Below are 23,615 nucleotides of genomic sequence, written 5' to 3'. Positions count from 1 at the left end.
ATTTGTAGTGAGAGGGTATACATGGGGATATTAATAACAGGTGCTGCAGGTTTGATAGGGTCAACCTTGGTGAAAAAGTTAGAAAACCAAGGCCATGAAGTAATAAGCTGCGATATTAGATTTCACGATAATCCACTCAGTTTTTTTTCAGAAGATATAGTACCACTACTTGCTCAGTGTACAGGAATCATTCATCTGGCTGCAATTTCTAGAGTTATACATGGTGAACTTTATCCTACACTGTGTCAAAAGATTAATGTTGATGGTACAATGCGGTTTTTAGGGTTATGTAAGTCACTTCCAAATAAACCATGGTTTATATATGCAAGTAGTAGGGAAGTCTATGGAGAGCAGAAGGAACTGCCGGTTACAGAATCTGCTAGTATCGATCCAATAAATAATTATGCCAAAGGTAAAGCATTTATTGAGAAGCAAATAACAAGTTTAAAAGATTTTAATGTAGCAATATTACGCTTTTCAAATGTATACGGTGGTTTACTAGATCATAACAGTAGAGTAATTCCCGCACTCTGTATTAATGCATTAAGAGGTGATCCAATTAAAATAGAAGGTAAAGAATGTGTTTTTGATTTTACCTATTTGGATGATGTTATAGAGGGTATATGCTTAACTGTTAAATATTTACAAAGCGAAAAATCTTCCCTTCCTGCTATTCATCTTACTACTAATAGCCCATGTACTTTAGAAAACTTAGCAAAAACAATATTAAAAGTCACGAAAAGTGATTCTAGAATTGATTTTTATCCTCCAAGAAATTTTGATGTAACTAAGTTCCATGGTGATTTTACTAGAGCTAAAGAGCTACTTGGTTGGTCTCCAAAACATTCATTAGAAGTAGGATTAAGTAAATTTATAAAAAGTCTACAAAACAATACACAAGAACATCCTAACAATATAGATATGGTAATATATGAAAATATTAAAAGTTATTCATGGTTACCCTCCTTATTATAGTGCTGGTTCAGAGGTTTATAGCCAAACTCTTGCTCATGAACTAGCAAATAACAATGAGGTACAAGTATTTACTAGGTATGAAAATAGCTTTTTACCTGATTTTTATTACACTACAGTCCTAGATCGTAGTGATTCTCGAATCTTACTGCATTTAATTAATATACCCATAGCTAAATATCGTTATAAATTTATTAATGAAGAAGTAGATATAAAATTTAAAAGAGTAATAGATAACTTTCAGCCAGATCTTATACATTTTGGTCATCTTAATCATCTATCAATTACTTTACCAGAAATTGCTTTTAAAGAAAATATACCTACAATTTTTACGCTACATGACTTTTGGTTAATGTGTCCAAGAGGAAGGTTTATTCAACGCAATTCTGAAGATTTGTTACGGCTTTGTGATGGACAAAAGGATCAAAAATGTGCAACCCAATGTTACAAAGGATATTTTACAGGAGATAAAGAATTCCTGAATTTAGACATAAATTATTGGGAACAATGGGTTGCAACTAGAATGAAGCAAACAAAGAAAGTAGTGGACTATATAGATTACTTCATTGCTCCGTCAAAATTCTTAATGGATAAATTTACTCAAGACTTTAATGTTCCGATAAACAAAATTTCTTATCTTGATTATGGTTTTGATCTAAATCGTCTTAAGAATAGAAATAGGGTGCAAGAAAAAGGGTTTATTTTCGGTTATATAGGTACTCATACTCCCGAGAAAGGTGTTGACCTATTATTGAAGGCTTTTTCTCGCTTATCATCTAAAGCAAAACTTAGAATTTGGGGAGCGGCAAGGGAAGAAACTAAAACTTTAAAAGCGATTGCCGATCAGTTTCCACATGCTGTTAAAGAAAGGATAGAATGGATGGGAAGTTATAACAATAAAAATATAGTTACTGATGTATTTAATAAAGTTGATGCGATAGTTGTTCCTTCAATTTGGGGTGAAAATTCACCATTAGTAATACATGAAGCACAGCAACTGAGTGTACCAGTAATAACGGCTGATTATGGTGGCATGGCAGAATATGTAAGAGATGGAATAAACGGACTATTATTTAAGCATAGAGATACAAATAGTTTGTCAGAAAAAATGCAAGTCCTATCTACAGACCAGGAATTATACAGTGAACTGACCCAAAGAGGCTATCTTTATACTAAAAATGGTAATGTACCTTCTATAAGTGAGCATACTGAGAAACTTAACAAAATTTACCGTAATGTTATTGAAAATAAAGGCAAATCAGTGGCTACAAAACCTGGTCCTTGGAGAATTACTTTTGATACTAATCCAGATTACTGCAACTTTGCTTGTGTAATGTGTGAATGCTTTTCACCATATAGTAAAGTTAAAGAGGAGAAGAAAGCTAAAGGGATAAAACCCAAGATAATGTCAATAGAAACTATCAGGAAGGTAATTAAGGAAGCAGATGGAACACCTTTAAGGGAAATCATTCCTTCTACTATGGGTGAGCCTTTAATGTATAAAAGCTTTGATGAAATAATCAATTTGTGCCATGAGTTCGGCCTGAAGCTTAACCTCACGACCAATGGTTCTTTTCCTATTAAAGGAGCTAGAAAATGGGCTGAACTATTGGTACCAATTTTATCTGATGTTAAGATTTCCTGGAATGGGGCAACTAAAGAAACTCATGAAAGAATCATGAAAGGTTCAAAATGGGAAGTAGTGACAGAAAATTTAAAAACTTTCCTTGAAGTTAGAGATAAATACTTTAGCGATACAGGTGAAAGGTGTACCGTTACTTTACAATTAACATTTTTAGAAAGTAATTTACATGAACTTTACGACATAGTTGAGATGGCTATAAAAAATGGCATAGATAGAGTTAAAGGACATCATCTTTGGGCACATTTTAAGGAAATTAAGGATCTATCTATGAGGAGAGATGAATTAGCAATTAGTAGATGGAATACGGAGGTGGGAAGGTTATATGAACTTAGGGATAATATGCTATTGCCAAATGGTAAAAAGATAAAATTAGAAAATTTTACGATCCTTTCTCAAGAGGGTATCAAGGATTTGGCTCCAGGTGGTCAGTGCCCATTTTTAGGTAAAGAAGCATGGATAAACAATGAAGGCAAGTTTAGTCCCTGCTGTGCTCCAGATGAACTACGCAAAACATTAGGAGATTTTGGCAATGTTAATGAAGTTAAACTGGAGGAAATATGGCAAAGTAGCGAGTACCTAAACTTACAAAAGAATTATTTAAACTATGAATTATGCAAAACATGCAACATGAGAAAACCATTAGTCAATTAATGAAAGATAGTGAGTACCTTAAATCTATTAGGGTTTCCCCCTGTGAAAGGTTTCACCAATTGTCAGAAAATCCTTTGTACAAAAATAGATTTATTAGAGTTGATAAATTTCACGAGCCTGGCCTTGCACCAGTTTATGATGAGACAGGCGCTTATCACATCGATGCAATGGGAGAAGCAATTTATCGCGACAGATTTTTAAAAACTTTTGGATTTTACTGCAATAGAGCAGCCGTAGAAGATGACACAGGGTATTACCATATTGATCCATCTGGATGTAGAGTATACAAACATTCGTATCAATGGATTGGAAATTACCAAGAAGATATTTGTGTGATTAGAAAGCATGATAAGTTTTTTCATATTGATTTGAACGGCAATAGAGTTTATGAGCAAGAATACAATTATGTTGGGGATTTTAAGGATGGTATCGCTGTAGTCCATAAAGATGGTAAAGCTACACATATTAATAATCATGGAAAGTTAGTACATAATAAATGGTATAAAAAGCTTAATGTTTTTCATAAAGGATTTGCTATTGCAGAAGATAAGCATGGCTGGTTTCATATAGATATTAATGGCAATCCTGTTTACCGGCAAAGATTTAAAATGGTAGAAGCATTCTATAATGGCATGGCAAAAGTTGAAACTTTTGAAGGTGTATTAGGACAGATCGATATTACCGGAAACGTAAAGTTTAGTATTTTTGATTTAGATAAAGAATCTCAAGTGCATAAGATTTCTGCAGAACTTTCAGCCTTTTGGAAAACTTACCTCGCAAATGTTGCTATTGAACTTGATTTGTTAAATATCTTACCTGCAACTATGCCAGTTTTATCTCAAAAGTTAAATATTATCGTTCCAAATCTAGAAAGGCTGTTAAGGGCGTTGTGGGAAATAGGGTTTATTGATTACGATAAGAACAAGGACTTATGGCAACTATCATCAAAAGGTAAGTGTTTTAAGGAAATACCATTTTTGCCTAAAGCAGCAGCAATGTGGGCAAGGGTTGCCGCTGAAAAGAATTGGTTAAAAATTGCCGATATATTAAGGCAGGAGTCAATATCTTCATTTGAATCTTTTAAGGAGAAAGAAACATCAGAAGACAGGAAAATAGCGTTTTACCAAGCATTGCTAGGATATTCCAGGTTTGACACTAAAGAGTTTAATTCTAGGGTTAATATAGATGGTGCTAAAAATATATTGCTATTTGGCGTACACTCTTTATTTCTTGCTTATTCTGATATACACAATAAAGGTTCTATAGGCTTATATTATTACAACGAACATAAAGTGCCTAGGCAGGCAGTAGAAGATTTAAAAATTAAACTCATAACTCAAGAAGAATTATCAGCTACAAATTATGAATTAGGTGTCTTTTGCCGCTTTCTGCAGCATTATGATGATAATAAGGTATTGTCTTATTTAAAATTGGTAAAAAATAAAGGAATACCACGCGTTTTAGTGATAGAAACTATCCTAGATTACTACTCCCCAGTGGGAGGTTCTGTAGATATTAATGTAATGGTTGAAACAGGGGGTAAACTAAGGACATTGAGCGATTGGAAAAGAATACTAAAACAAGTAAAAGGGCTTAAAATTTTTAGTATTGTACCTTTAACAGATTATTTATCAGTTATTGACATTAGGTGTTAATATATGAAAGCATTGCAAAAAAATGGTTTTTTTATTATCAAAAATCTAGTTCCTTTAGAGTTAATAACTCAGTCTTTAAATGATATAATAAGCAAGATATCAAAGTTATCTCAAGAATTAGGTGTTTCAACTTCTGACTATTTAAACTGCACTGGAAGATGGGGTACATCATCTCAGGTAACTAGAATTGTATCTCAAGTATTAGATAAAATTATTAAAAATTATCTTGAAAAGTCACTTCAATGCCAGATACTGCAGAAAAAATCAAATGTTATATGTAAAACTGCTGATTTAATAGATGCAGTTCCCTTCCATCAGGACATCTCTTATAGCTTTAATGACCCTTATCATTTTTCTGTTTGGCTAGCTTTGAATAATGTCAATAAAACTTCAGGTGCACTACAAGTTATAGAAGATAGTCACAACTGGAAAATACAGCCTCTAGTTGATTTTTGGCATCCATACTTTTTGGATCAATACTCGGATAACCGGGAAAATTATAAAATTAAGTCACTACCTATTTCAGCAGGAGATGCGATAGTTTTTGATTCACGGTTATGGCATGGTAGTGATAAGAATATAGATGCTAAAGATAGGTTTGCTTATGTTACGAGATGGGTTGTAAAAGATAAAAGTCTTCCTTGTGTGCCAAAACCTCAGCCTTCAGTTTTTGGTATATTAAACTGTGGTGCATTAACAGAATTTATACTGAGAGAATACTTATCATTATTTCGTCGCCAGGAAAGTATAAAAACAAAAAATATGGAAGAACTTATTAAGAGCTGGTTAGCCTTTATTACAGACACAACTACAAATATTTCTGAGGTCAACACTGCTGAAGCTAAGCGAGATTTATATAAGCTACTTATTCTGAATCAAGCGTCAGCACTACATGATGCTGGAGACATTTCAGGAAAAATATACAAAAATTTATGGTTTTCACTGCTTGTATTTCTCAATAAAAAAGTCAATGTGGTGGAGCTAGCATTATAAATGAACAAAAGTAGAGTTGGTAGTTTCAAGTATATATTGGTGTTCATTTTGAATATCTTATCCAAGTTTAAGCTTAATGTGCTTGTAATGTTCCTGGTTGCCCTAGTAGTGGCTGTTGATTTATCTTTTAGAAAGTATTTAGTAAAAAATATCTTAGATACAGCTGTAAAATATCAAGAAGGTAATGTAATTGAAAATCTTTTATTACCTGTAAGCGCTTATGTTTGTATGGCATTACTTATTACTACTGCTTTTAGATTCTATGGCTATTTTGTTGACATTCGAATGTTTACCTCAATGCGTCAAAAAATAGCTGATATGTCTTTTTACAGGCTGCTTCAGCAAGACCATTCCTATTATCAAAACAACCTATCCGGAAGTTTAGTATATAAGGTCAGTAACTTAATGGATAGTGTGATAGAGCTAATAAGACTGCTTATAGACTGTTTCTTTAGTTATAGTATAGCATTAATCTTGGCTATTTATACTTTATCACTAGTAAATATAAAGTTTGCAATAGCTACATTCATTTGGGTGAACATTTTTATTTTGATTTCGGTTTTCAGTTTTCGGGTGCTTACCGGATTAGCCGATGATCATTCTAAACAAAGTTCACAAGTAATAGCGGGTATAGCCGACAGTATTTTAAATGTTATATCAGTAAGGTTATTTTCTCGGCAAGCGCATGAGAGGCATAAATTTTTTCAAGTATGCAAGAAAAAAACTATTGCAGAAAGAAAATTACAATGGGCATACTTTTGGCTTTGGTTTATATATGGCTATTCATTTGATATACTCCAAGCAGTAAACTTGTATTTTTTAATTCATGATTATCAATTGAACAAGATTGCAATAGGAGATATTGCTCTTGTACTTGGAATTAATATATCGATTATAGAGTTTCTTAACCATCTAACTAGGAATCTTACCCAATTTTCTACTCATTTCGGCAAAGTTTCAGATGCATTGCCAATCTTGACTACCGTACCAGAAATTCAAGATAAGGAAAATGCTAAAAAATTAAATTTATTAAGTGGAAGAATAACGTTTAATAATGTTTCTTTTTCTTATGAGGGTCAGAAGTCATTATTTCAAGATTTTTCAGTTACCATTAATCCTTGCGAAAAGGTAGGTCTAGTTGGTTATTCTGGAGGTGGTAAATCTACTTTTATAAACTTAATCATAAGGCTATTTGATGTTAAAAAAGGTAATATACAGATTGATAATCAAGTAGTATCGGAAGTTACACAGAGTTCTTTGAGGCAACAAATATCTGTAATACCTCAAGAACCATTGTTGTTTCATGATACTATTTTAGCAAATATTATATATGGTAAACTTCAATCTACTATCGAAGAAATAATAAGAGCTGCAAAGCTGGCTGGTATTCACGATTTCATTATGACTCTACCCGATCAATATGAAACTGTAGTCGGAGAAAAAGGCATAAAGCTATCTGGAGGGGAAAGACAAAGAATAATCATAGCGAGAGCATTTCTAAAAAACGCTCCGATATTATTTTTCGATGAGCCAACTAGTCAGTTAGATTCTATAACAGAGAAAACAATTCAAATGAGTTTATTTAAGTTGATGGAAAATAAAACCACCATTACTATAGCACACCGTATTTCTACACTTTTACATATGGACCGAATTCTAGTATTTAACAAAGGAAAAATTGTCCAAGATGGTAAACACGCTGAATTAGTTTCTAAGCAAGGTCTTTACAAGGAACTTTGGAATGCTCAAATTGGTTGTTTGAATGGCAAAAAATAAGATGGAAAAAATTATTGATCTGAGAAGTGACACTACAACTCTGCAGAGCTCCAACGTTATACATGCAATAAGTAATGCAACTGTTGGAGATTTTGCTTATGGTGAAGACAAAAGCTGTAATGACTTATCAGAATATTGCAAACAATTATTCAAAGTAGAAGAAGCATTATTTGCAACCAGCGGTATGCTTGCAAATAGATTAGCCATTGCCAGTCAAACAAGTCCTGGTGATGAACTAATAACTCATTATAATTATCACGTTAATTTTTTCGATAGCGCAGGCAATGCAAAAGTAAATAATATCGTATTTAATTGTATTAGAAATAATAGCGGAATCTTAGATGTTGCTGAAGTAGAATATGCTATTAATTCTAAGCCAAGGTACAAAATTTTTGCTCAGGTGAGTCTTGTTTCTATAGAAAATAGTATAAACGGGTTTAATGGTAAAATTTATCCTTTTGAAAAACAAGTCGAGTTATATCACTTTTTAAAAGCTCACAATGTAAATCTTCATTTAGACGGTGCAAGAATATTTAATGCTCATGTCGAAACAAATATTGCTTTAGCAGATTATGCTAAATATGTGGATACAATGAGCTTTTCTTTTACCAAAGGACTTGGAGCTCCTTTTGGTTCAATGCTTATGGGTAAAAGAGAGATAATTGAAAGGGCTAAAAAGCTACAGGTTTGGCTAGGTAGTGGTTATCATCAGATAGGGTATTGTGCTAATGCAGCAAAGTATGTACTACAGAACAATATTTCTAGGCTTAAAGAAGACAATAAACTCGCCAAACTGTTTGCAGACAAGATTAAGGAAATTCCACACATAAAACTGGTACTACCTTATCCAGAAACTAATATAGTAAGCTTTAGTATAAAAGCACTAAATGTAACTAATGAGGTTTTCTTGAGTAAGTGCCAAGCTTATGGTTTATTGCTTTTTCCTTGGCTCGAGTCTCATATAAGAGCAGTTACCCATCTTGGCACAAAGGAAACAGACATCATGAAAGCTGCTGAAATTATAAAGGAGGTTGTGTTAAATTTAATATGAGAGTAAAAATAGATTTCTTTAGCGATTCAAACACTGACCCTTCAGCTAAAATGAGGGAAGCGATGGCTAAAGCAAAAGTTGGAAACGAAGCTGCATGTGAAGATCCAACTGTGAACGAATTAGTGGCAACCGCATGTAAAATATTAGGTAAACCTGCAGGAATCTTTTTGATTTCAGGAACGATGTCCAATGTAATTGCTTATAAAGTACACATTCAAAGACCTGGTGATTACTTGCTGCTTGATGAAACTTCACATCCACTCATAGTACAATCTGGCTTGATCGCAGCCCAGGCACATGCTACTCCTTTGCCCATCAAAGGTACAAGAGGAATATTTACTGGAGAACAAATTGTTGAGTTTATTACTCGTCCTAGTTTAAGAAATATTCCGAGAGTTGGGCTTGTTTCTATCGAACAAACGACAAATTTTGGTGGTGGAGCTGTGTGGCCTTTAGAATATATTCAAGAGATCTCAAGTCTCTGCAAAGAGAATGACGTATTCACTCATTTAGATGGAGCAAGACTGTTCAACGCTTGTGCTCATACTAAAATATCTCCAAAGGAGTATGCAAGTTATTTTGATTCGGTATTCATTGATTTTAGTAAAGGATTAGGTGCTCCAATGGGTGCAATATTGCTTGGAAGTGAAGATTTTATTGAAAAAGCTTGGTACTATAAGTTTCAAATTGGCGGAGGTATGCACCAAGCTGGCATTATTTCAGCTGCATGTTTATATGCTCTACGTAATAATGTAAATTCTTTAGAAGAAGATCATAAAAAAATGCAGCACCTTATAGAAGGCCTAGACTCCATAGATCAAGTTATAATTGATATCGACCTGTATAAAACTAATATAGCGTATTTTTCATTACGTACTAATTGTATATCTACTCAAGAATTAATAAACGTACTAATGACAAATTATGGAATTAGAATGGCTAACATCAAAGGTAAAATCAGAGCTATAACACATAGAGATATAAGCTATGAAGATATTAATACTACTGTATCTGCTATAAGAAAGATACTAAGTAATTTTCTGCACTAATTGTTTGCAAACTTCTTGTCAAACAATATTATACCAATATAGTATTATGCTAGCATCTGCATAGAGCTATTTGGGAATAGGTATGAACTTTGTCTTCTTTCAATATTTACTATTCTTCTGTGGATATATGCTGCTTTATTTATCAAGACAAAGTATACCAATTGCTCTACCACTGTTAATAGATACTGACCATGTAAAATTAAGCTATTTTTTTGCCTGCTTTTCTTTTTTTTATGGAGTATCAAAATTTGTTAATGGAATAATCATGGACTCCAAAAATAATCCATTATTTATGTTTGGGCTATGCAATATTGCAACTGGATTATTAACCATTGGTATAACTTTATCATATAATAATCTAACTTTATTACTGTTAACATTAATATTATTAGCTTGGACACAAGGGTTAGGTTGGCCAGCTATTACCAAGTTTATGGTTACAAACTCTAGCATCTCTTCAATTGCATCATCATGGGGAGTTATGAGCGCATCTCAGCAACTTGGTTCTTGTATTACTTTAATTGTATTACCAAGTATAATTAAAATATATAATGCAAAAAGTGCATTTTTGTACTCTGGTTTCTTATGCTTACTTTTTGGAATTTATATAATATTAAAGGCATATTACAAAGAAAGTGCCAACTTTACTACCTATTATAAGGTGCAGAAATCTCAAATAGGTATCAAGGTAACAAGTTCCATATGGTTTCTATGTTGTGCTACTTTTTGTGCTTATATTATAAAAATGGGAATCTTCTTTTGGTTTCCTATAATTTTAAAGAATAAATTACAAATTTCTCTTGTACAATCCTCACTAATAACAGGCGTATATGATTTAGGTGGAATCCTTGGAACTTTAATAACAGGAAGAATTAGTGATATGTACTTCTTTCAAAATAGAAGCTTGCTGGCATCACTTTATATGTTGGGTATAGCACTCACTTTTATTGCAATGAACTTTGGTCAAAACATAATTCTTATGAACCTTTGTGCAATCTTATCAGGATTCTTTATATTTGGAGTGCAAGTACTGACAGGTGTTATAGCTGTAGAAATTGCTCCACAAAATAATGTATGTGCAATTGTAAGCTTAACAGGATTATTTGGGTATATTGCAAGTTCAATATTTTCATGCGTGCTCTTAGGAGTACTTGTTAAGCACTGTGGTAACAGTATTATGTTTTCATTTTTTTCCATTTGCTCTGTTGTTGCACTCGTTTGCTTTTCCATACTATCAAGCAAAGATCTAAAAAAACTAAGTAAAGCGGTGTAAAAAAAATTTCTCAACAGTTAAACTTTGTAGATAGATTTTTTACCCAAGGAATAAACATGGTAACCATATCTTAGTAATAGCTCGCTATCTAATAAATTACGGAAATCAAAAACATTAGGTGCAGCCATAATACTCTTTAAACTTGCAAAATCTTGATTTTTAAATTCTTTCCACTCCGTTAACAATAACAAGGCTTCCGCGTCCCTTGCAGCCCCTATAGCATTGTCCGCGTATTCTATATCCTTTAGAACTTGCCTAGCATTATCTATCCCCATTGGGTCATATGCAGTAATTTTAGCCTTGTTATTCACTAACAATTGTGCAATATCTATAGCTGGGCTATTTCTTACATCATCAGTACCAGACTTAAAAGTTAGCCCCCATATTGCTATTTTTTTATTTTGGACTCCATTTAATACATATTCTACCTTTTTAGCAATGTTTGTTATATGATTATAGTTAGATTCCTTAACTGAATTTAAAATTTGTAGCTTGACATTGTGATCTTCAGCAAGCCTTATTAAAGCTGACAAATCTTTAGGAAAACATGATCCTCCAAATCCTGGACCAGCTTTGAGAAATTCCTTACCTATTCTATGGTCCATTCCCATACTGTTAGCTAAAAGGTCAATGTCTGCTCCTAATAGCTCACATAAACCTGCCATCTCATTGATAAAAGCAACCTTTGTTGCTAGAAAAGCATTAGAAGCATATTTAATCATTTCAGCAGTAACTGTATCAGTGACTATTAACGGAATATTCTTATCTATAAATGATCTATATATAACTTCTAGTTTTGCTCTAGCTAGCTTAGTTTTTACTCCTATTATTATCCTATCTGGGTATAAAAAATCTGATACTGCAGAGCCTTGCTTGAGAAACTCTGGATTAACCCCCAAATCAAAGTTATAGCCCTTATTAGATAAATAATTATATATATTTTCTGCAGTACCAGGAGGAACAGTTGACTTTATCACTATTAAGCAATCTTGATTAACTCTCTCAGAAACTTCACTTACTGCATTATATACATTCTGTAAATTTGCATTTCCTAGGGAGTCTGATGGAGTATCTACAGTTACAAACACTACTTCTGTGTTGGGATTTATTTGAGAATACGAATCGAAGAATCTTATCCTTTGTAACTTTATATTATTCTCTAAATAGTCTGCTAATCCAGGCTCATATATAGGAATTTTTCCTAATTTCAATAACTCAATCTTCTTAGTATTTATGTCAATGCAATCAACGTTATGACCCTGCTCTGATAACATTGCACAAGATACTAAACCTACATACCCTATTCCTATAATGGTTATATACATCTTGTCATCACCTTAAAAATATCCTAATGTAGCTCAACTGCTTAAACATTTAAAAAGAACATCATTAACAATTAGAGTCATAAATTTTTACTCTAGCGTTGCATACATTATTTTTCTTAATTACTTTACTTTCTGAATAAACTATAAACAAAGTCGATGGTATTAATATTAAAATACCATACAAAGCACTTTTATCAGGCAACTCATTAAACATAACATATGTTACTATTGCAGAAATTATTAGCTCTATGTATCTATATGGTGCAAGTGCAGTAGCATCTGCAAGAGTAAAAGCTTTTAATGTGAAGAACAGAATTAGATTTGAATTAATTCCCAAAATCAGTAGTAATACTAATTCTAACAAGGAAGGCAAATGCCAATAAAACAGCAAAGGCACAGTGGAAAAAATAGTTGTTGTTAGAGCTGAATAAAATAACATACTTATTACGGACTCTTTTATTGCGAGTTTCTTATTAAGTATGTCTAATATAGCAAAGATTAATGTAGATACAATAAAAATAAGAATTTTAGGATTAAAGTCTTCACTATAAGCTTTGGTAGTAATAGCAATACCAACAAAGCCAATAACAGTTACTGACCATCTTTGCCAAATTATATTTTCATTTAGTAAAGGGATTGCAAGAAGTATAACAAATAATGGTATAGAAAAACTTATAATTGTTGCAGTTACTATGGGAAAAATAGCTAACCCATAGGTCCACAAGGTTATTCCAACAAATAACAATACTCCTCTAGTTATCTGAATAGATATTTGACTTGTTTTAAAAGCTTCTCTTCCATAGTAAAGCATAAAAGGTACAAGGGTAATAGTGCTAAATAAAAAGCGGAAAAAGATTACTTCAAAACTTTGGAGATGTAAACTTAGATATTTTGATATAGTATCATTAGCTACACTACTAAGTAAACTGAGTATAAACCAGGTAACTCCAAGCAAATAAGCTCTTAATCTGTGATCCATAAAACTCCCAATTTAATATTTTATGAGATAACTTTACTATAAAAAAGATCAATACTAGACAAGTTTTCCTCTATCTACTGTTTAACCATATTCATAAATATTTAGTAGAAATGATTTGAGAAGTATTATATAAAGTGCAGCTTTATTGTATAATTTTAATAAACAGAAATGCTAACTGATTTTTTTGTAATATATGATAATACTTGCGAATACTATCACATTATCAGGAAAAGTAATCGGGAGTACTGACGGCTGTGGCAATTTTACCAACTAGCTTCTCTGCTAGCATTAGCAATATGTGTTTTCAGTGTTAGCTGTGAAGACGTTAAAGAAAGTTATCAAACAAGCAAATTAGCAGCAAAACTTTACGAAAATGCTTCAGTTGAGTCAGCTAAACAAATTTTCAGAATAGATGTATTAAATACGTAACCATCTTTACTTATATCTTAATATAATGTTTCTCAGTACCGTCTTTAACACAATTCAATTTTCACACTCATCAGCAGTTAGGCCACTTGCTCGCACAATAATATCAATTGCAACACCTGCCTTTGCTAGATTTTTCGCAACCCTGATTTTCTCTGCTTTTTTAACTTTTTCCTTGCCGCTTTTCATATCTTCAGATAGAGATTTGACTAACGCATCTAATGATTCCGGTTCTCTGTACTCGTTTATTAAACTCAATAGCTTTTTACTTTCTCTCGTTTCAGGTAGCAAGACTTTAATATTTACTGATAATGCTCCTGCTATTTCATATAATTTATCAAATAGTATGGTAGTATAACCTCTTTCATATTCATGTATTTCCTTGAGTGTTACGCCAACTTTATCCGCTAAATCTTTTTGAGTATACCTTCTTATTAACCTCCATTCTCTTATTCTTTGCCCTATTCTGTAATATATAGAATCAGTGCAGATTTCTCTCTCTGTATTATCATACTCGTAAATAGATAAGCCGGTTGCCTGGGAAATTATGTCAACTGAAACTCCTTCTTTCACTAGATTTTTTGCTATTTCCAACCTTGCCTCTTCTTGATTAATTTTTTCGCTAATATGAACAAACCTGACTAATGAAGGTACTATTTTGCCTAACTTTTGATTCTCATATATTTTCGTTAGATAGAGTATTTCCTCGTCTTCATAGCTGTCTTCCCTTACTATTACTGGTTCGGGTAATAAATCTATAGCATTAACTGACAATACTCTTGCTATTACATATAGTACTTCAATTGGAATAGGAATATACCCATTTTCATAGCTGTTTACTTCTTGGTATGTTAAACCTATTTCACTTGCCAATTCTACTTGAGTATGCCCTCGCATTAACCTGCTATCTTCTATTTTTTGTCCTATTTTGTAGCTTATAGAACTAATATCGCTTACAGAAACAAACATATATACCTTACTTAGAAATAAATTTTCATGCAATTTGATCAACGGATAAACCGATTATTTGCAAAATAATATCAATAGAAATTCCCCCTTTTACTAAATCCTTTGCAACTTTAATCCTTTCTATCTCTCTCACTTTCTCCTCACAAATCCGTATCCCTTCAAACAAAGACTTTATTAGTGCATGCCGTAGTTCTTGGCTCTCAATTTCTTTGTATTCTTTAATCAAATCAGGTAGCTCATTTTTCACTTTACTCCCTTCCTCTATTAGTAGATCCGTAATATTAATCGATAATGCTTCTGCCATTTCATATAATTTATCAAGTGGAACAGCAGTCCTTCCTTGCTCATAGTTGCTTATTTCGTCACGTGTTGTACTCATTTTTTCTACTAAATCTTTTTGAGTATACTCTCTCACTAGCCTCCATTCTTTTATCTTCTTTCCTATTTGGCAGTAAATAGAACCTCCTTTTTCTTCAACGCATTCATCAGCAGAGAGGCCAATTGTTTTTGCAACAATATCAACAGAAACTCCTGCTTTAACCAAACCTTTTGCAATCTTTATTTTCTCTGCTTTTTTACTACTTTTTTCACTAACTTGGACAAAATTGGTTAGTAAACAAAACATCTTACGTAACTCCTGGTCATTAATCTTTTTATATTCTCTTACTAGATTTAAGATTTCTTCTCCCTCATCTTCAAGACAGCTTTTTGATATAGGAATTAGATCCGTAATACTGATTGATAGTGCCTCAGTTATAGCATATAACCTTTCAATTGAAATTCTACGATTCCCTTTTTCATATTGAAGTATTACCCAGTACTTTACACCAAGTTTCTCTGCTAAATCTTTCTGAGTATACCCTCTCTCTAACCTCCAACTTTTTAATTTTTCTCCCACTTTATAATCTAGACTTTTTTCCACAAAAAGAACCATACATATAATATTTTATACTATAGCTCAAAGGCTCCAGATATAATAGCCAGACTCTGGAACCTTTAAATTGATGAATTAAAGTGCCCTACAAGTTTCTTTACTATTTTCACGTACTTTGTCTGCCCATGAAAACAATTTTTCACTTACTTCCTTCTGCTTTTCACTCCATATGCCGCACCTAGTGAAATTACCTCTTTCTACCACTTTCTTAAGTTTCACTCCCCCAAAAAGGCAATTTTTTCCAATTTCTTCTCCTCTTTTTTGTAATTCAGCCCACATTTCCTTATCCGCTACTTTTACTTGTACCTGACTGCAGTTTTTTACGTCCTGGTACAATACAATATTTAGCTTACCAAGGCTTGTAGGAAATTCTAACACAACGGAGCTACCATCTGATACATCAACGTAATTTCTTGCACCTCCTTCCTCCCTTCTGATCTCAACTGCATTATTACCCATTTTTAAAATGTTACTCCCTAACTCTCTCAGTATTTTGGCTACCTCTACCTTGCTATTCCCAGAAAACTCTATGTACGATGTTGTATTATCTATCTCAACATCTATTAATTCTCCTTCTTGCACAGCACTTTCGCCAGCTTTCTCTAGTTCTTCTAGTCTCTCATCTATCTGTGGCTGAACTTCTGGTTGTAGCTCATTATAGATTTCACCTATCAGTTTATTCTGTAGTAGAGTATCATGAAACTCTGCACCACTTAGCATTAGCTTACGCATTATCTTTTTTCGATCACTTTTTTCTAATCTGTGAAAGTGTGTGCCCAATATCATGTATTCTGCGAAGCTCCACTCCCCATCATTACATGCATTTACTCTTGCTCCAGAGGCTAATACTTGCTCTATAACTTTATGCAATGCATTTACGTTTTTTGTCTCTACTACAGCACTCTTAAACCAGCTCAACTTTTCACTTTCGCTTGCACTTGGTTTTATTTTTTGCAAATTTGAAGCAAATGGATTTAAATCTTCTGCTTGATCATTTAAAGGTTTTGTGCCATAAACATAGTCAAGGCTTTTCCCGTAGTTGATTTTGTTTTCGCGAATGTTTCTGCTAGGGGAGGCCTCCCGGTTTATCTCCTTCTGGTTATTAATTTTACTCACAAATTTAGACTGCTTTATATCAACGCCTTCAAGAGCACCAAATATTTTCTTGTGATTAACATTAGTCTTTTTATTCCGATCTTTACTAGTCATATAAACCTCATATTAAAAATACTTTTTAAGCGTACAATAAACTTTATACATCTTACTACTCATTATAAATTATAATGAGTAGATTTGCAAATACTTTCTACTATAACAATCCATTTTCTCGAAAGCTGAAATAGCCTCCACTTGTGATGATAATATGGTCAAACAATTTTACGCTTACAGTACTACATGCTGCTGCTAAGCTCTTCGTTACTGCTTGATCTTCTTCTGATGGCTCTAAGCTCCCTCCAGGATGGTTATGTGACATTATTATTGATGTTGCATTTTTCATTAATGCCTTTCTTGTAATTTCCTTTATGTATACTGATGCTTTTTCCATTTCACCAATATAGGATTCTTCTCCAATTAGTTGACGCCTTTTATTCAAGTACAGTATTTTTACACATTCCCTTTCTGAGTGGCCTATACTTACGTTTAAGTACTCTACTATCCCTTGTAAGTCCATGATTGGCTCACTCTTAAGCTTTTCTTTCAGTACCCTTTCTAGTGTTTCCTTAACACACATAATCATTGCTACTGCAGAATCAGTTACTCCTTCTATAACTTTCAGGTCATCCATTTCTCTACCTAAAATCCTTCCTACTCCTGTATAAGTATTCACCAAATTTTTAGCAATTTCTTGAGCCTGTGGGCTTTCATGTACTGCACTTAGAAACGTTTCCATTATTTCACGATCAAGTAGTGCTTTGCCTTTGCTTTCTAATATTCTGAATTCGATTTCTTCTTTACTTTTATTCATATAATTTACCTTTCACTAACAACAAACTTTTTTTAGATATTTACTGCTGTTTTTTATCAGCATTGGCATAAAGCCATAGCTTTCGAGTGAAGTCAAATCAATTTCTCAATCTTTTTTACTTATTTTTTCATCTAAGAGTAAAGATATTAATATATACTGATTTTTTATTTTAAATCTGTTGAATTTCGCCTAAAGAGAGGCCTGTTATTTGCAAAATAATATCGGTAGAAATTCCTCCTTTCACTAAATCCTTTGCAATTTTCATCTTTTCTGCTCTTTTCACTTTTTCTTCGCAAATTTGTATGCTTTCAAACAGAGATTTTATTAGCGCATAGCGTAATTCTTGACTCTCAATTTTTTTGTATTCTTTTATTAAATCAGGTAGCTCACTTTCTACTATCTCATCTTCCTCTATGAGCAGATCTGTAATGCTAATTGATAATGTTTCTGCTATTGCATATAATTTTTCCAGTGGAATGGCCACACGTCCTTGCTCATAGTTGCTTATTTCATCACGTGTTGTATCCATTTTCTCAGCCAAATCCTTTTGAGTATACTCTCTCACTAGCCTCCATTCTTTTATCTTTTTTCCTATTTGGTAGTAGATAGAACCTGTTTTTTCTTCAACACACTCATTAGCAGAGAGGCCAATTGCTTGTGAAACAATATCAACAGAAATTCCTGCTTTAACCATACCCTTTGCAATTTTTACCTTCTCTGCTTTTTTACTACTTTTCTCACCAACTCGGGTAAATTTTGTTAGCAAGTAAAACACCTTGCGCAACTCTTGATCATTAATCGTTTTATATTTTCTTACTAGATTTAATATTTCCTCTTCTTCGTTTTTAAGGCAAATTTTTTCACTTGATACAGGAATAAGATCTATGATGCCAACCGATAACACTTCTGCTATAGCATACAATTTCTCAATCGAAATTTTACGTGTTCCTTTTTCATATTGTAGTACTACTTGATACGTTACGCCAATTTTTCCCGCTAAATCTTTTTGAGTATAACCTCGCTTTAACCTCCAGCTCCTTACTTTTTGTGCTATTTTGTACCTTATCGAGATATTTGCCATAAATATTATACAGGTTAATACTACCAAATAAAGATATACAAAAGGGATGCTTCTTTCTATGTTTGAATTTTAGTTGAATATTTCTTCACAATTGTGTATAATTATTAATGCTTTTTAAGTGGATTTCCTATGGCTCTTTCGAAGTTTCTCGATCCCAAGAATGATATATCGTTCAAGCGCATCTTTGGTACTGAAAAAAATAAAGATATCCTTATTCACTTTCTTAATGATATTCTCGGCTTTGCTGGAACAAATGCAATACAGGATATAGAGTTTTTAAGTACTATTCAAGATCCTGATATTGCTTCTAAAAAACAAAGCATTGTTGATGCTCTTTGTAGAGATAAAAATGGGCTGCAAGTGATAGTCGAAATGCAGGTCGCTAAAACTAAGGGCTTTGAAAAACGTGCTCAATACTATGCTGCTAAAGCCTATTCAAGACAGGCTGACAAAGGCGATCAATATCATGACCTTAAGGAAATTATCTTTATTGCTATAGCAGACTGTATTTTATTTCCTGATAAGTCTGAGTATAAGTCAAAGCATACCATTCGCGATGAAGATACTAATGAACATGATCTAAAAGATTTTTACTTTATATTTATTGAGTTGCCTAAATTTCCAAAAACCAAAGAAGATCAGCTTTCAAGTATTGTTGAGAAATGGGTCTACTTCTTTAAATATGCAGATGAGACTAGTGAAGAAGAGCTGGAAAAAATAATAGGTAGTGATCTAATAATTAAAAAGGCCTATGAAGAACTAAATAGGTTCAACTGGTCAGAAAAAGAATTTATTGCCTATGAACAGGAAATAAAACGTATTCTTGATGAACAGGCTGTCCTTGCTCAAAAACTTGATGATGCTACTGCAAAAGGCATCCTCATCGGACATGAAAAAGGCAGAAAAGAGAGGGAAATTGAAGTTGCAAAGAATCTACTTAAAGCAGGAGTTTCTATTGATATCATAGCTCAAACTACTGGTCTTACAGCTAATGAAATTAAAGACTTAAGCTCTTTGGATGTTTAGATGAACATCTTTGTACTAGATGAAAACCCAGAGATTGCGGCAAAAATGTTATGTGATAAGCATATAGTAAAAATGCTATTAGAAACTGCTCAGTTACTGAGTAATGTTTTTTCAATAGCATTAAAAGTGCCAAATCCTTTAGTCAGCATCACAGACCAGAATATAGAAGTTCCATATAAACTTACTCACAAAAACCACCCTTGTTCTCTATGGGCTAGACAATCCAAAGGGAACTTTTTCTGGTTAATAAAATACGGAAGGGAGCTGTGCAAAGAGTATACTTGGCGATATAAAAGAAAACATAGATCAGAAGAAGTTATAGATTGGTGTGATAGTAATAAGAATTTGCTTGTTTTTCAATCAACCGATATAAAGCCTTTTGTACAGGCGTTACCAGATCAATATAAGTCTAGTCATTCAGTAAAAGCTTACAGAGAGTACTACCTAAAAGAAAAGATGAGGTTTGCTAAGTGGGAAAAGGGTAGAGAAGTACCGGATTGGTTGCTAAGCAGAATCGTACGTCTGAAAAGCCGCAAATAAAAAGAACGCCTTAATTAGTAGAGAGGAAGGTGCATAAAAACTAAAACATCTTCTCACTTTAACTCTTAATTAGATTTGAGGTAAATCATTAAAATCTCCACTCTTTTAACTGAGTCTGATAAAATTTAAAAACGGCAGTTTATTGAATACTTTACATGATTAAACCATTAAAACTCTTCAATTTTACTGAATTGATGGTAATTTCAAGGTATTTGCTGCTCAAATTTAGATACATGCTAATTTCTCTATTATAAATACTTAAATTATAAACTATTTACTCTTTAATTTTGGTTATTAGTACTGCGATCCAGAGGTATTCCAACATCACTCACTTCAGAAGAGCAAAGTACTCTGATAATCTGGAATTTCAAAGTAAGGTCTCGATATTACTTCTTTTATAACCTAACGAAAATCTGAGTTCAGAACATAAAACCAGTCCCTTAATATAACTACTTTGCTGTTCCCTTACTATCATTTACAAAGAAGCCCTTATATTTTTCTACTAAATCTGGTCTTTTCTTCATCTATATCTCCTTCTACACCTAGAACTCTATTCGCCAATTTCCTATTCTCTAGAGAAATAAGTAATGCTCTATATCACCGTCAGAAATTAATCTGCCGCACCGAGAACTGATAGACCTTTTTATCTTTCCCATTATCTCTTTTCTTGGGGTGAGTAAAACAATATATTTTTCCACATAGTTATAAGCTGGGAACCATAAAAACAGCTTCATGATCAGCCATTTTAAAAGTTCGATCAAGTTCAATATTCCTAAGCGTTGTACTTGCCTTATATGAACAATAACATCCCAATGTAAGGAAAGTTAATGCAGTCAAAGCAAGTGAAATAGATATTCCTAAATGAGACATTGTTAAACTTGTGCCAACAGCAAATACTCCAGATAATATAAGAGAAGCAGAGGCATAAATTATTTGCTTTCTACTCTGAGCTCTTGCTTCTGAGAATTGAGATTTTACTGCTGAACTTTGTTCAGAGACTCGAGATAGGTTGCTAGTCCTTTTACTATAACCTTGTTTTACATTAACACCCACAGACTCAGTGGCAACTTTTGAATCCATCTCATCCTGGATTGATATATCAATATTTTCCGGCTGTTCATTAGCTAGAATAAGCTCATCATGCAAATTTTTTACAGAGCAAAAATGTGAGGGATCGATACTAAAGCTTTCTTCAATGCCTTCTAATCGTTTATTCTCTTCCTTTAATCGTTCTATATTTCCTCGTAATATACTATTTTCTAATAGCAATTCCTCACATTGTTTCCCTTTTGCATCTATCTCTTGTTCCAGCTTTACTAGTTTAATTTCATAGTCTTTACATAACTCAGCTTTTCCTTCCGGTATATCTGCATCCTCCACTTGTATACACGAATCTTCGGTTTCTCTTTTTGTCTTTTCCGCTCTTAACAAATACTCATAATCATCTTCTAACCCATTTATTTTTTGCATTAATCGTTGATTGTTCTCATTCAGCCCATTTATAACTTCCTGCATCTTTTCTTTTTTATTAAATAGCAATTCCTTTTCTTCTTTCGCTGTAGCAAGTTTTTCCTTAAGTTCATCATTTTCTGCTAGAAAATCTTTATTCTCTTTTTCAAGTTTATCTACTTTTTTCTCTAACTCTTGAACACTGTTATCTAAGGATTCATTCATCTTTTCCAATCCCTTCAATTTTTGTTCAAGATACATGCTTTTAGAATCACTTTGTGGTAATCTTGTACCAATATCTACGAGAATTTCTCCTACAAAATCCATAAACTTTTTGAAATGTCTCTCATGAACTATCACTTCTTCACTTAGTGTAGTATTACCCAGCTTTTCCACAATTTCTTGGATTTTTTTTAAACTATTGGATAATAGCTCCATTCGTTCAACAATTTTAGTTACTTCACTTACGTTCAATTCATCACTCAGATCTGCATTACTAGTATAATTCTCACCAGTGGTAACTAGGTTAGATGGATTGGCAGGTTTAATCGGGGTACTCGTATCAACAGAAGCTCCAAATGGCATAAACAGTGCACTTCGGCTGCTCTTAATCGATCTACCTAGTGAAGGTATATCACTATTATAAAGTGTTCTATCACCACTAGAGGCAACTTGCTCTTGTCTATAATTTGTAGAAGTTCCTGTTGGACTAGTACCATTTTTCTGATCTTCTCTACTGCTTTCATTCGTAAAGCGCTTCACTCCCATTACCCTCCTAACATTCTCTCCAAGTTCTTCTCTTTCGATTATAATACGAGATTCATTTTTTTCATAGTTAATTTTATCATATAATTGTTCACATTCTTTGTAGGACAATATTGGTTGTAGCGTCTTCTTCTTTACTTCTTCATCGTAGAAAGCTCTCAGCTTATCATTTGATAATATTGCTATAGCTTCTTTTACATCAGGATGCAATTGAGAATGCCCATTTTTGCATGAATGAACACGGTTCAGTAGAAAAATCTTAACAGAGTGTTGCTTGTATTCCATAATTTCCTCTAATGTAATCCCCATAACTTTTTCTTGTGATTCTATGTATCCTAGAGCTTCTTCAAAGTCTTGTCTGTTAGAGGTGAGAGGTTGAGCTTTTTTTAACTTTTTGATCTCACTATCTTTTGGATGCACACCATTAACTTCAATAACAGGGATAACACTTGCAGAGTCAATCGCATTTAACACAATACTACAATCATCTTGATTTTTTAGGAAAGCTTTTAGCTGTTTTTTAAAGTTCAATAAATTACTTAATTTATCTTCATTAGTTTTAGATTTTTTGATTTGATCATAAACGTTTCTGGCTGCTTGGTTATTCTCTTTATCAGTCCTTATTTTACTTTCTAACTTACCAAGGAGTTTGCTCAGTGGTTTTTTAAGTTTCTTATAATCGTTAACAAGCAGTTCTCTTATCCGTCTTTCAAAATCTCCTTTTTCTTTGAATCTCAAAACAGTATATAGATCATCTTCAGCCCTCTGCTGATCGGATTTTGTATTTACAACCATAACCTTACCTAACACTAACAGATACTGCTGAACAGAACTTAAGGGCGAAGTTAAAACACACTTAGTTAAAGTCATAAGCACTTCTCCAATTAATCTTACTAATATTCTTCTGGAAAACAACATATCTACTGACCTTATTCTTGGGAATATAAATAGAAAAAGTGCATCACCTATAGTCTCCAGAAAACCTGGTGTTAGCTGTCAAATTAAGATTTCTAGAAAATACTCAATAATTCCAGACAGATTTCTCTAGGCCTGACCAGAACGTTTGGGTATCAAATAGGTCTTTCTGGAG

Annotated in this window: 18 protein-coding genes; 10 read left to right on the top strand and 8 right to left on the bottom strand. The window is 33.0% G+C overall.

Annotation, left to right across the window (positions count from 1 at the left end; genetic code table 11):
* The first annotated feature begins 21 nt into the window (after positions 1-21).
* The 8 genes from ABWU72_RS05465 (at position 22) to ABWU72_RS05430 (ending at position 11,065) form a co-directional block, all read left to right on the top strand.
* Positions 22-975, top strand: coding sequence for an NAD-dependent epimerase/dehydratase family protein (locus tag ABWU72_RS05465; RefSeq protein ID WP_353283892.1), 954 nt, complete (start codon positions 22-24; stop codon positions 973-975).
* Positions 932-3,268, top strand: coding sequence for a glycosyltransferase (locus ABWU72_RS05460; RefSeq protein WP_353283893.1), 2,337 nt, complete (start codon positions 932-934; stop codon positions 3,266-3,268). The genes ABWU72_RS05465 and ABWU72_RS05460 overlap by 44 nt, the downstream gene beginning before the upstream one ends.
* Complete coding sequence (locus ABWU72_RS05455; RefSeq protein ID WP_006280066.1) at positions 3,229-4,923, top strand: WG repeat-containing protein; 1,695 nt, start codon at positions 3,229-3,231, stop codon at positions 4,921-4,923. Before ABWU72_RS05460 ends, ABWU72_RS05455 begins: the two co-directional genes overlap by 40 nt.
* A gap of 3 nt (positions 4,924-4,926) precedes the next feature.
* Positions 4,927-5,916: a phytanoyl-CoA dioxygenase family protein gene (locus ABWU72_RS05450; protein ID WP_006280067.1), complete on the top strand. Its 990-nt coding sequence runs from the start codon at positions 4,927-4,929 to the stop codon at positions 5,914-5,916.
* A complete protein-coding gene (locus tag ABWU72_RS05445) occupies positions 5,917-7,692 on the top strand; it encodes an ABC transporter ATP-binding protein (RefSeq protein WP_006280068.1) in 1,776 nt (591 codons plus the stop codon).
* A 1-nt stretch (position 7,693) separates the two neighbouring features.
* Positions 7,694-8,743 carry a threonine aldolase family protein gene (locus tag ABWU72_RS05440; RefSeq protein ID WP_006280069.1) on the top strand — a complete coding sequence of 350 codons (1,050 nt, stop codon included), beginning with the start codon at positions 7,694-7,696 and terminating at the stop codon, positions 8,741-8,743.
* Positions 8,740-9,792 carry a threonine aldolase family protein gene (locus ABWU72_RS05435; protein ID WP_006280070.1) on the top strand — a complete coding sequence of 351 codons (1,053 nt, stop codon included), beginning with the start codon at positions 8,740-8,742 and terminating at the stop codon, positions 9,790-9,792. Before ABWU72_RS05440 ends, ABWU72_RS05435 begins: the two co-directional genes overlap by 4 nt.
* 127 nt (positions 9,793-9,919) lie before the next feature.
* The gene (locus tag ABWU72_RS05430) at positions 9,920-11,065 is read left to right on the top strand and encodes an MFS transporter (RefSeq protein ID WP_006280071.1); all 1,146 of its coding nucleotides are present in this window, start codon (positions 9,920-9,922) and stop codon (positions 11,063-11,065) included.
* A 17-nt stretch (positions 11,066-11,082) separates the two neighbouring features.
* On the opposite strand, the gene ABWU72_RS05425 is transcribed toward ABWU72_RS05430, so the two are convergent.
* From ABWU72_RS05425 to ABWU72_RS05395, 7 genes are all read right to left on the bottom strand, one after another.
* Positions 11,083-12,390: a UDP-glucose dehydrogenase family protein gene (locus ABWU72_RS05425; protein WP_353283894.1), complete on the bottom strand. Its 1,308-nt coding sequence runs from the start codon at positions 12,388-12,390 to the stop codon at positions 11,083-11,085.
* A 64-nt stretch (positions 12,391-12,454) separates the two neighbouring features.
* The gene (locus tag ABWU72_RS05420; protein ID WP_006280073.1) at positions 12,455-13,369 is read right to left on the bottom strand and encodes a DMT family transporter; all 915 of its coding nucleotides are present in this window, start codon (positions 13,367-13,369) and stop codon (positions 12,455-12,457) included.
* Between the two features lie 483 nt (positions 13,370-13,852).
* A complete protein-coding gene (locus tag ABWU72_RS05415; RefSeq protein ID WP_010962716.1) occupies positions 13,853-14,764 on the bottom strand; it encodes a helix-turn-helix domain-containing protein in 912 nt (303 codons plus the stop codon).
* A gap of 25 nt (positions 14,765-14,789) precedes the next feature.
* Positions 14,790-15,698 carry a helix-turn-helix domain-containing protein gene (locus ABWU72_RS05410; RefSeq protein ID WP_006280075.1) on the bottom strand — a complete coding sequence of 303 codons (909 nt, stop codon included), beginning with the start codon at positions 15,696-15,698 and terminating at the stop codon, positions 14,790-14,792.
* 75 nt (positions 15,699-15,773) lie between these two features.
* On the bottom strand, positions 15,774-16,907 hold the full coding sequence (locus ABWU72_RS05405; RefSeq protein ID WP_007549714.1) for a hypothetical protein: 1,134 nt from the start codon (positions 16,905-16,907) through the stop codon (positions 15,774-15,776).
* A 100-nt stretch (positions 16,908-17,007) separates the two neighbouring features.
* Complete coding sequence (locus tag ABWU72_RS05400; protein ID WP_265039536.1) at positions 17,008-17,664, bottom strand: RadC family protein; 657 nt, start codon at positions 17,662-17,664, stop codon at positions 17,008-17,010.
* A gap of 169 nt (positions 17,665-17,833) precedes the next feature.
* Positions 17,834-18,745: a helix-turn-helix domain-containing protein gene (locus tag ABWU72_RS05395; RefSeq protein ID WP_010962718.1), complete on the bottom strand. Its 912-nt coding sequence runs from the start codon at positions 18,743-18,745 to the stop codon at positions 17,834-17,836.
* Between the two features lie 129 nt (positions 18,746-18,874).
* Between ABWU72_RS05395 and ABWU72_RS05390 the strand changes: the two genes are divergently transcribed.
* Both ABWU72_RS05390 and ABWU72_RS05385 read left to right on the top strand, forming a co-directional pair.
* Positions 18,875-19,771, top strand: coding sequence for an Rpn family recombination-promoting nuclease/putative transposase (locus tag ABWU72_RS05390; RefSeq protein WP_265017944.1), 897 nt, complete (start codon positions 18,875-18,877; stop codon positions 19,769-19,771).
* Positions 19,772-20,311 (top strand): pyrimidine dimer DNA glycosylase/endonuclease V, encoded by a 540-nt coding sequence (locus ABWU72_RS05385; protein ID WP_010082266.1) that lies wholly within the window; start codon positions 19,772-19,774, stop codon positions 20,309-20,311.
* A 702-nt stretch (positions 20,312-21,013) separates the two neighbouring features.
* Here the strand turns inward: ABWU72_RS05385 and ABWU72_RS05380 are convergent.
* Positions 21,014-23,395 carry a hypothetical protein gene (locus ABWU72_RS05380; RefSeq protein ID WP_341819771.1) on the bottom strand — a complete coding sequence of 794 codons (2,382 nt, stop codon included), beginning with the start codon at positions 23,393-23,395 and terminating at the stop codon, positions 21,014-21,016.
* Positions 23,396-23,615 lie beyond the last annotated feature (220 nt).

Origin of the sequence: Wolbachia endosymbiont (group A) of Lypha dubia, assembly GCF_964028575.1 — a bacterium.
GTDB lineage: Bacteria > Pseudomonadota > Alphaproteobacteria > Rickettsiales > Anaplasmataceae > Wolbachia > Wolbachia pipientis.
This window is presented reverse-complemented; position numbering and strand designations above follow the sequence as displayed.

Bases quoted from the DNA above. Each gene is read 5' to 3' on its own strand.
- ABWU72_RS05465 (WP_353283892.1), top strand. From the start codon at position 22: ATGGGGATATTAATAACAGGTGCTGCAGGTTTGATAGGGTCAACCTTG.
- ABWU72_RS05460 (WP_353283893.1), top strand. From the start codon at position 932: ATGAAAATATTAAAAGTTATTCATGGTTACCCTCCTTATTATAGTGCT.
- ABWU72_RS05455 (WP_006280066.1), top strand. From the start codon at position 3,229: ATGCAAAACATGCAACATGAGAAAACCATTAGTCAATTAATGAAAGAT.
- ABWU72_RS05450 (WP_006280067.1), top strand. From the start codon at position 4,927: ATGAAAGCATTGCAAAAAAATGGTTTTTTTATTATCAAAAATCTAGTT.
- ABWU72_RS05445 (WP_006280068.1), top strand. From the start codon at position 5,917: ATGAACAAAAGTAGAGTTGGTAGTTTCAAGTATATATTGGTGTTCATT.
- ABWU72_RS05440 (WP_006280069.1), top strand. From the start codon at position 7,694: ATGGAAAAAATTATTGATCTGAGAAGTGACACTACAACTCTGCAGAGC.
- ABWU72_RS05435 (WP_006280070.1), top strand. From the start codon at position 8,740: ATGAGAGTAAAAATAGATTTCTTTAGCGATTCAAACACTGACCCTTCA.
- ABWU72_RS05430 (WP_006280071.1), top strand. From the start codon at position 9,920: ATGCTGCTTTATTTATCAAGACAAAGTATACCAATTGCTCTACCACTG.
- ABWU72_RS05425 (WP_353283894.1), bottom strand. From the start codon at position 12,390: ATGTATATAACCATTATAGGAATAGGGTATGTAGGTTTAGTATCTTGT.
- ABWU72_RS05420 (WP_006280073.1), bottom strand. From the start codon at position 13,369: ATGGATCACAGATTAAGAGCTTATTTGCTTGGAGTTACCTGGTTTATA.
- ABWU72_RS05415 (WP_010962716.1), bottom strand. From the start codon at position 14,764: ATGTTTGTTTCTGTAAGCGATATTAGTTCTATAAGCTACAAAATAGGA.
- ABWU72_RS05410 (WP_006280075.1), bottom strand. From the start codon at position 15,698: ATGGTTCTTTTTGTGGAAAAAAGTCTAGATTATAAAGTGGGAGAAAAA.
- ABWU72_RS05405 (WP_007549714.1), bottom strand. From the start codon at position 16,907: ATGACTAGTAAAGATCGGAATAAAAAGACTAATGTTAATCACAAGAAA.
- ABWU72_RS05400 (WP_265039536.1), bottom strand. From the start codon at position 17,664: ATGAATAAAAGTAAAGAAGAAATCGAATTCAGAATATTAGAAAGCAAA.
- ABWU72_RS05395 (WP_010962718.1), bottom strand. From the start codon at position 18,745: ATGGCAAATATCTCGATAAGGTACAAAATAGCACAAAAAGTAAGGAGC.
- ABWU72_RS05390 (WP_265017944.1), top strand. From the start codon at position 18,875: ATGGCTCTTTCGAAGTTTCTCGATCCCAAGAATGATATATCGTTCAAG.
- ABWU72_RS05385 (WP_010082266.1), top strand. From the start codon at position 19,772: ATGAACATCTTTGTACTAGATGAAAACCCAGAGATTGCGGCAAAAATG.
- ABWU72_RS05380 (WP_341819771.1), bottom strand. From the start codon at position 23,395: ATGACTTTAACTAAGTGTGTTTTAACTTCGCCCTTAAGTTCTGTTCAG.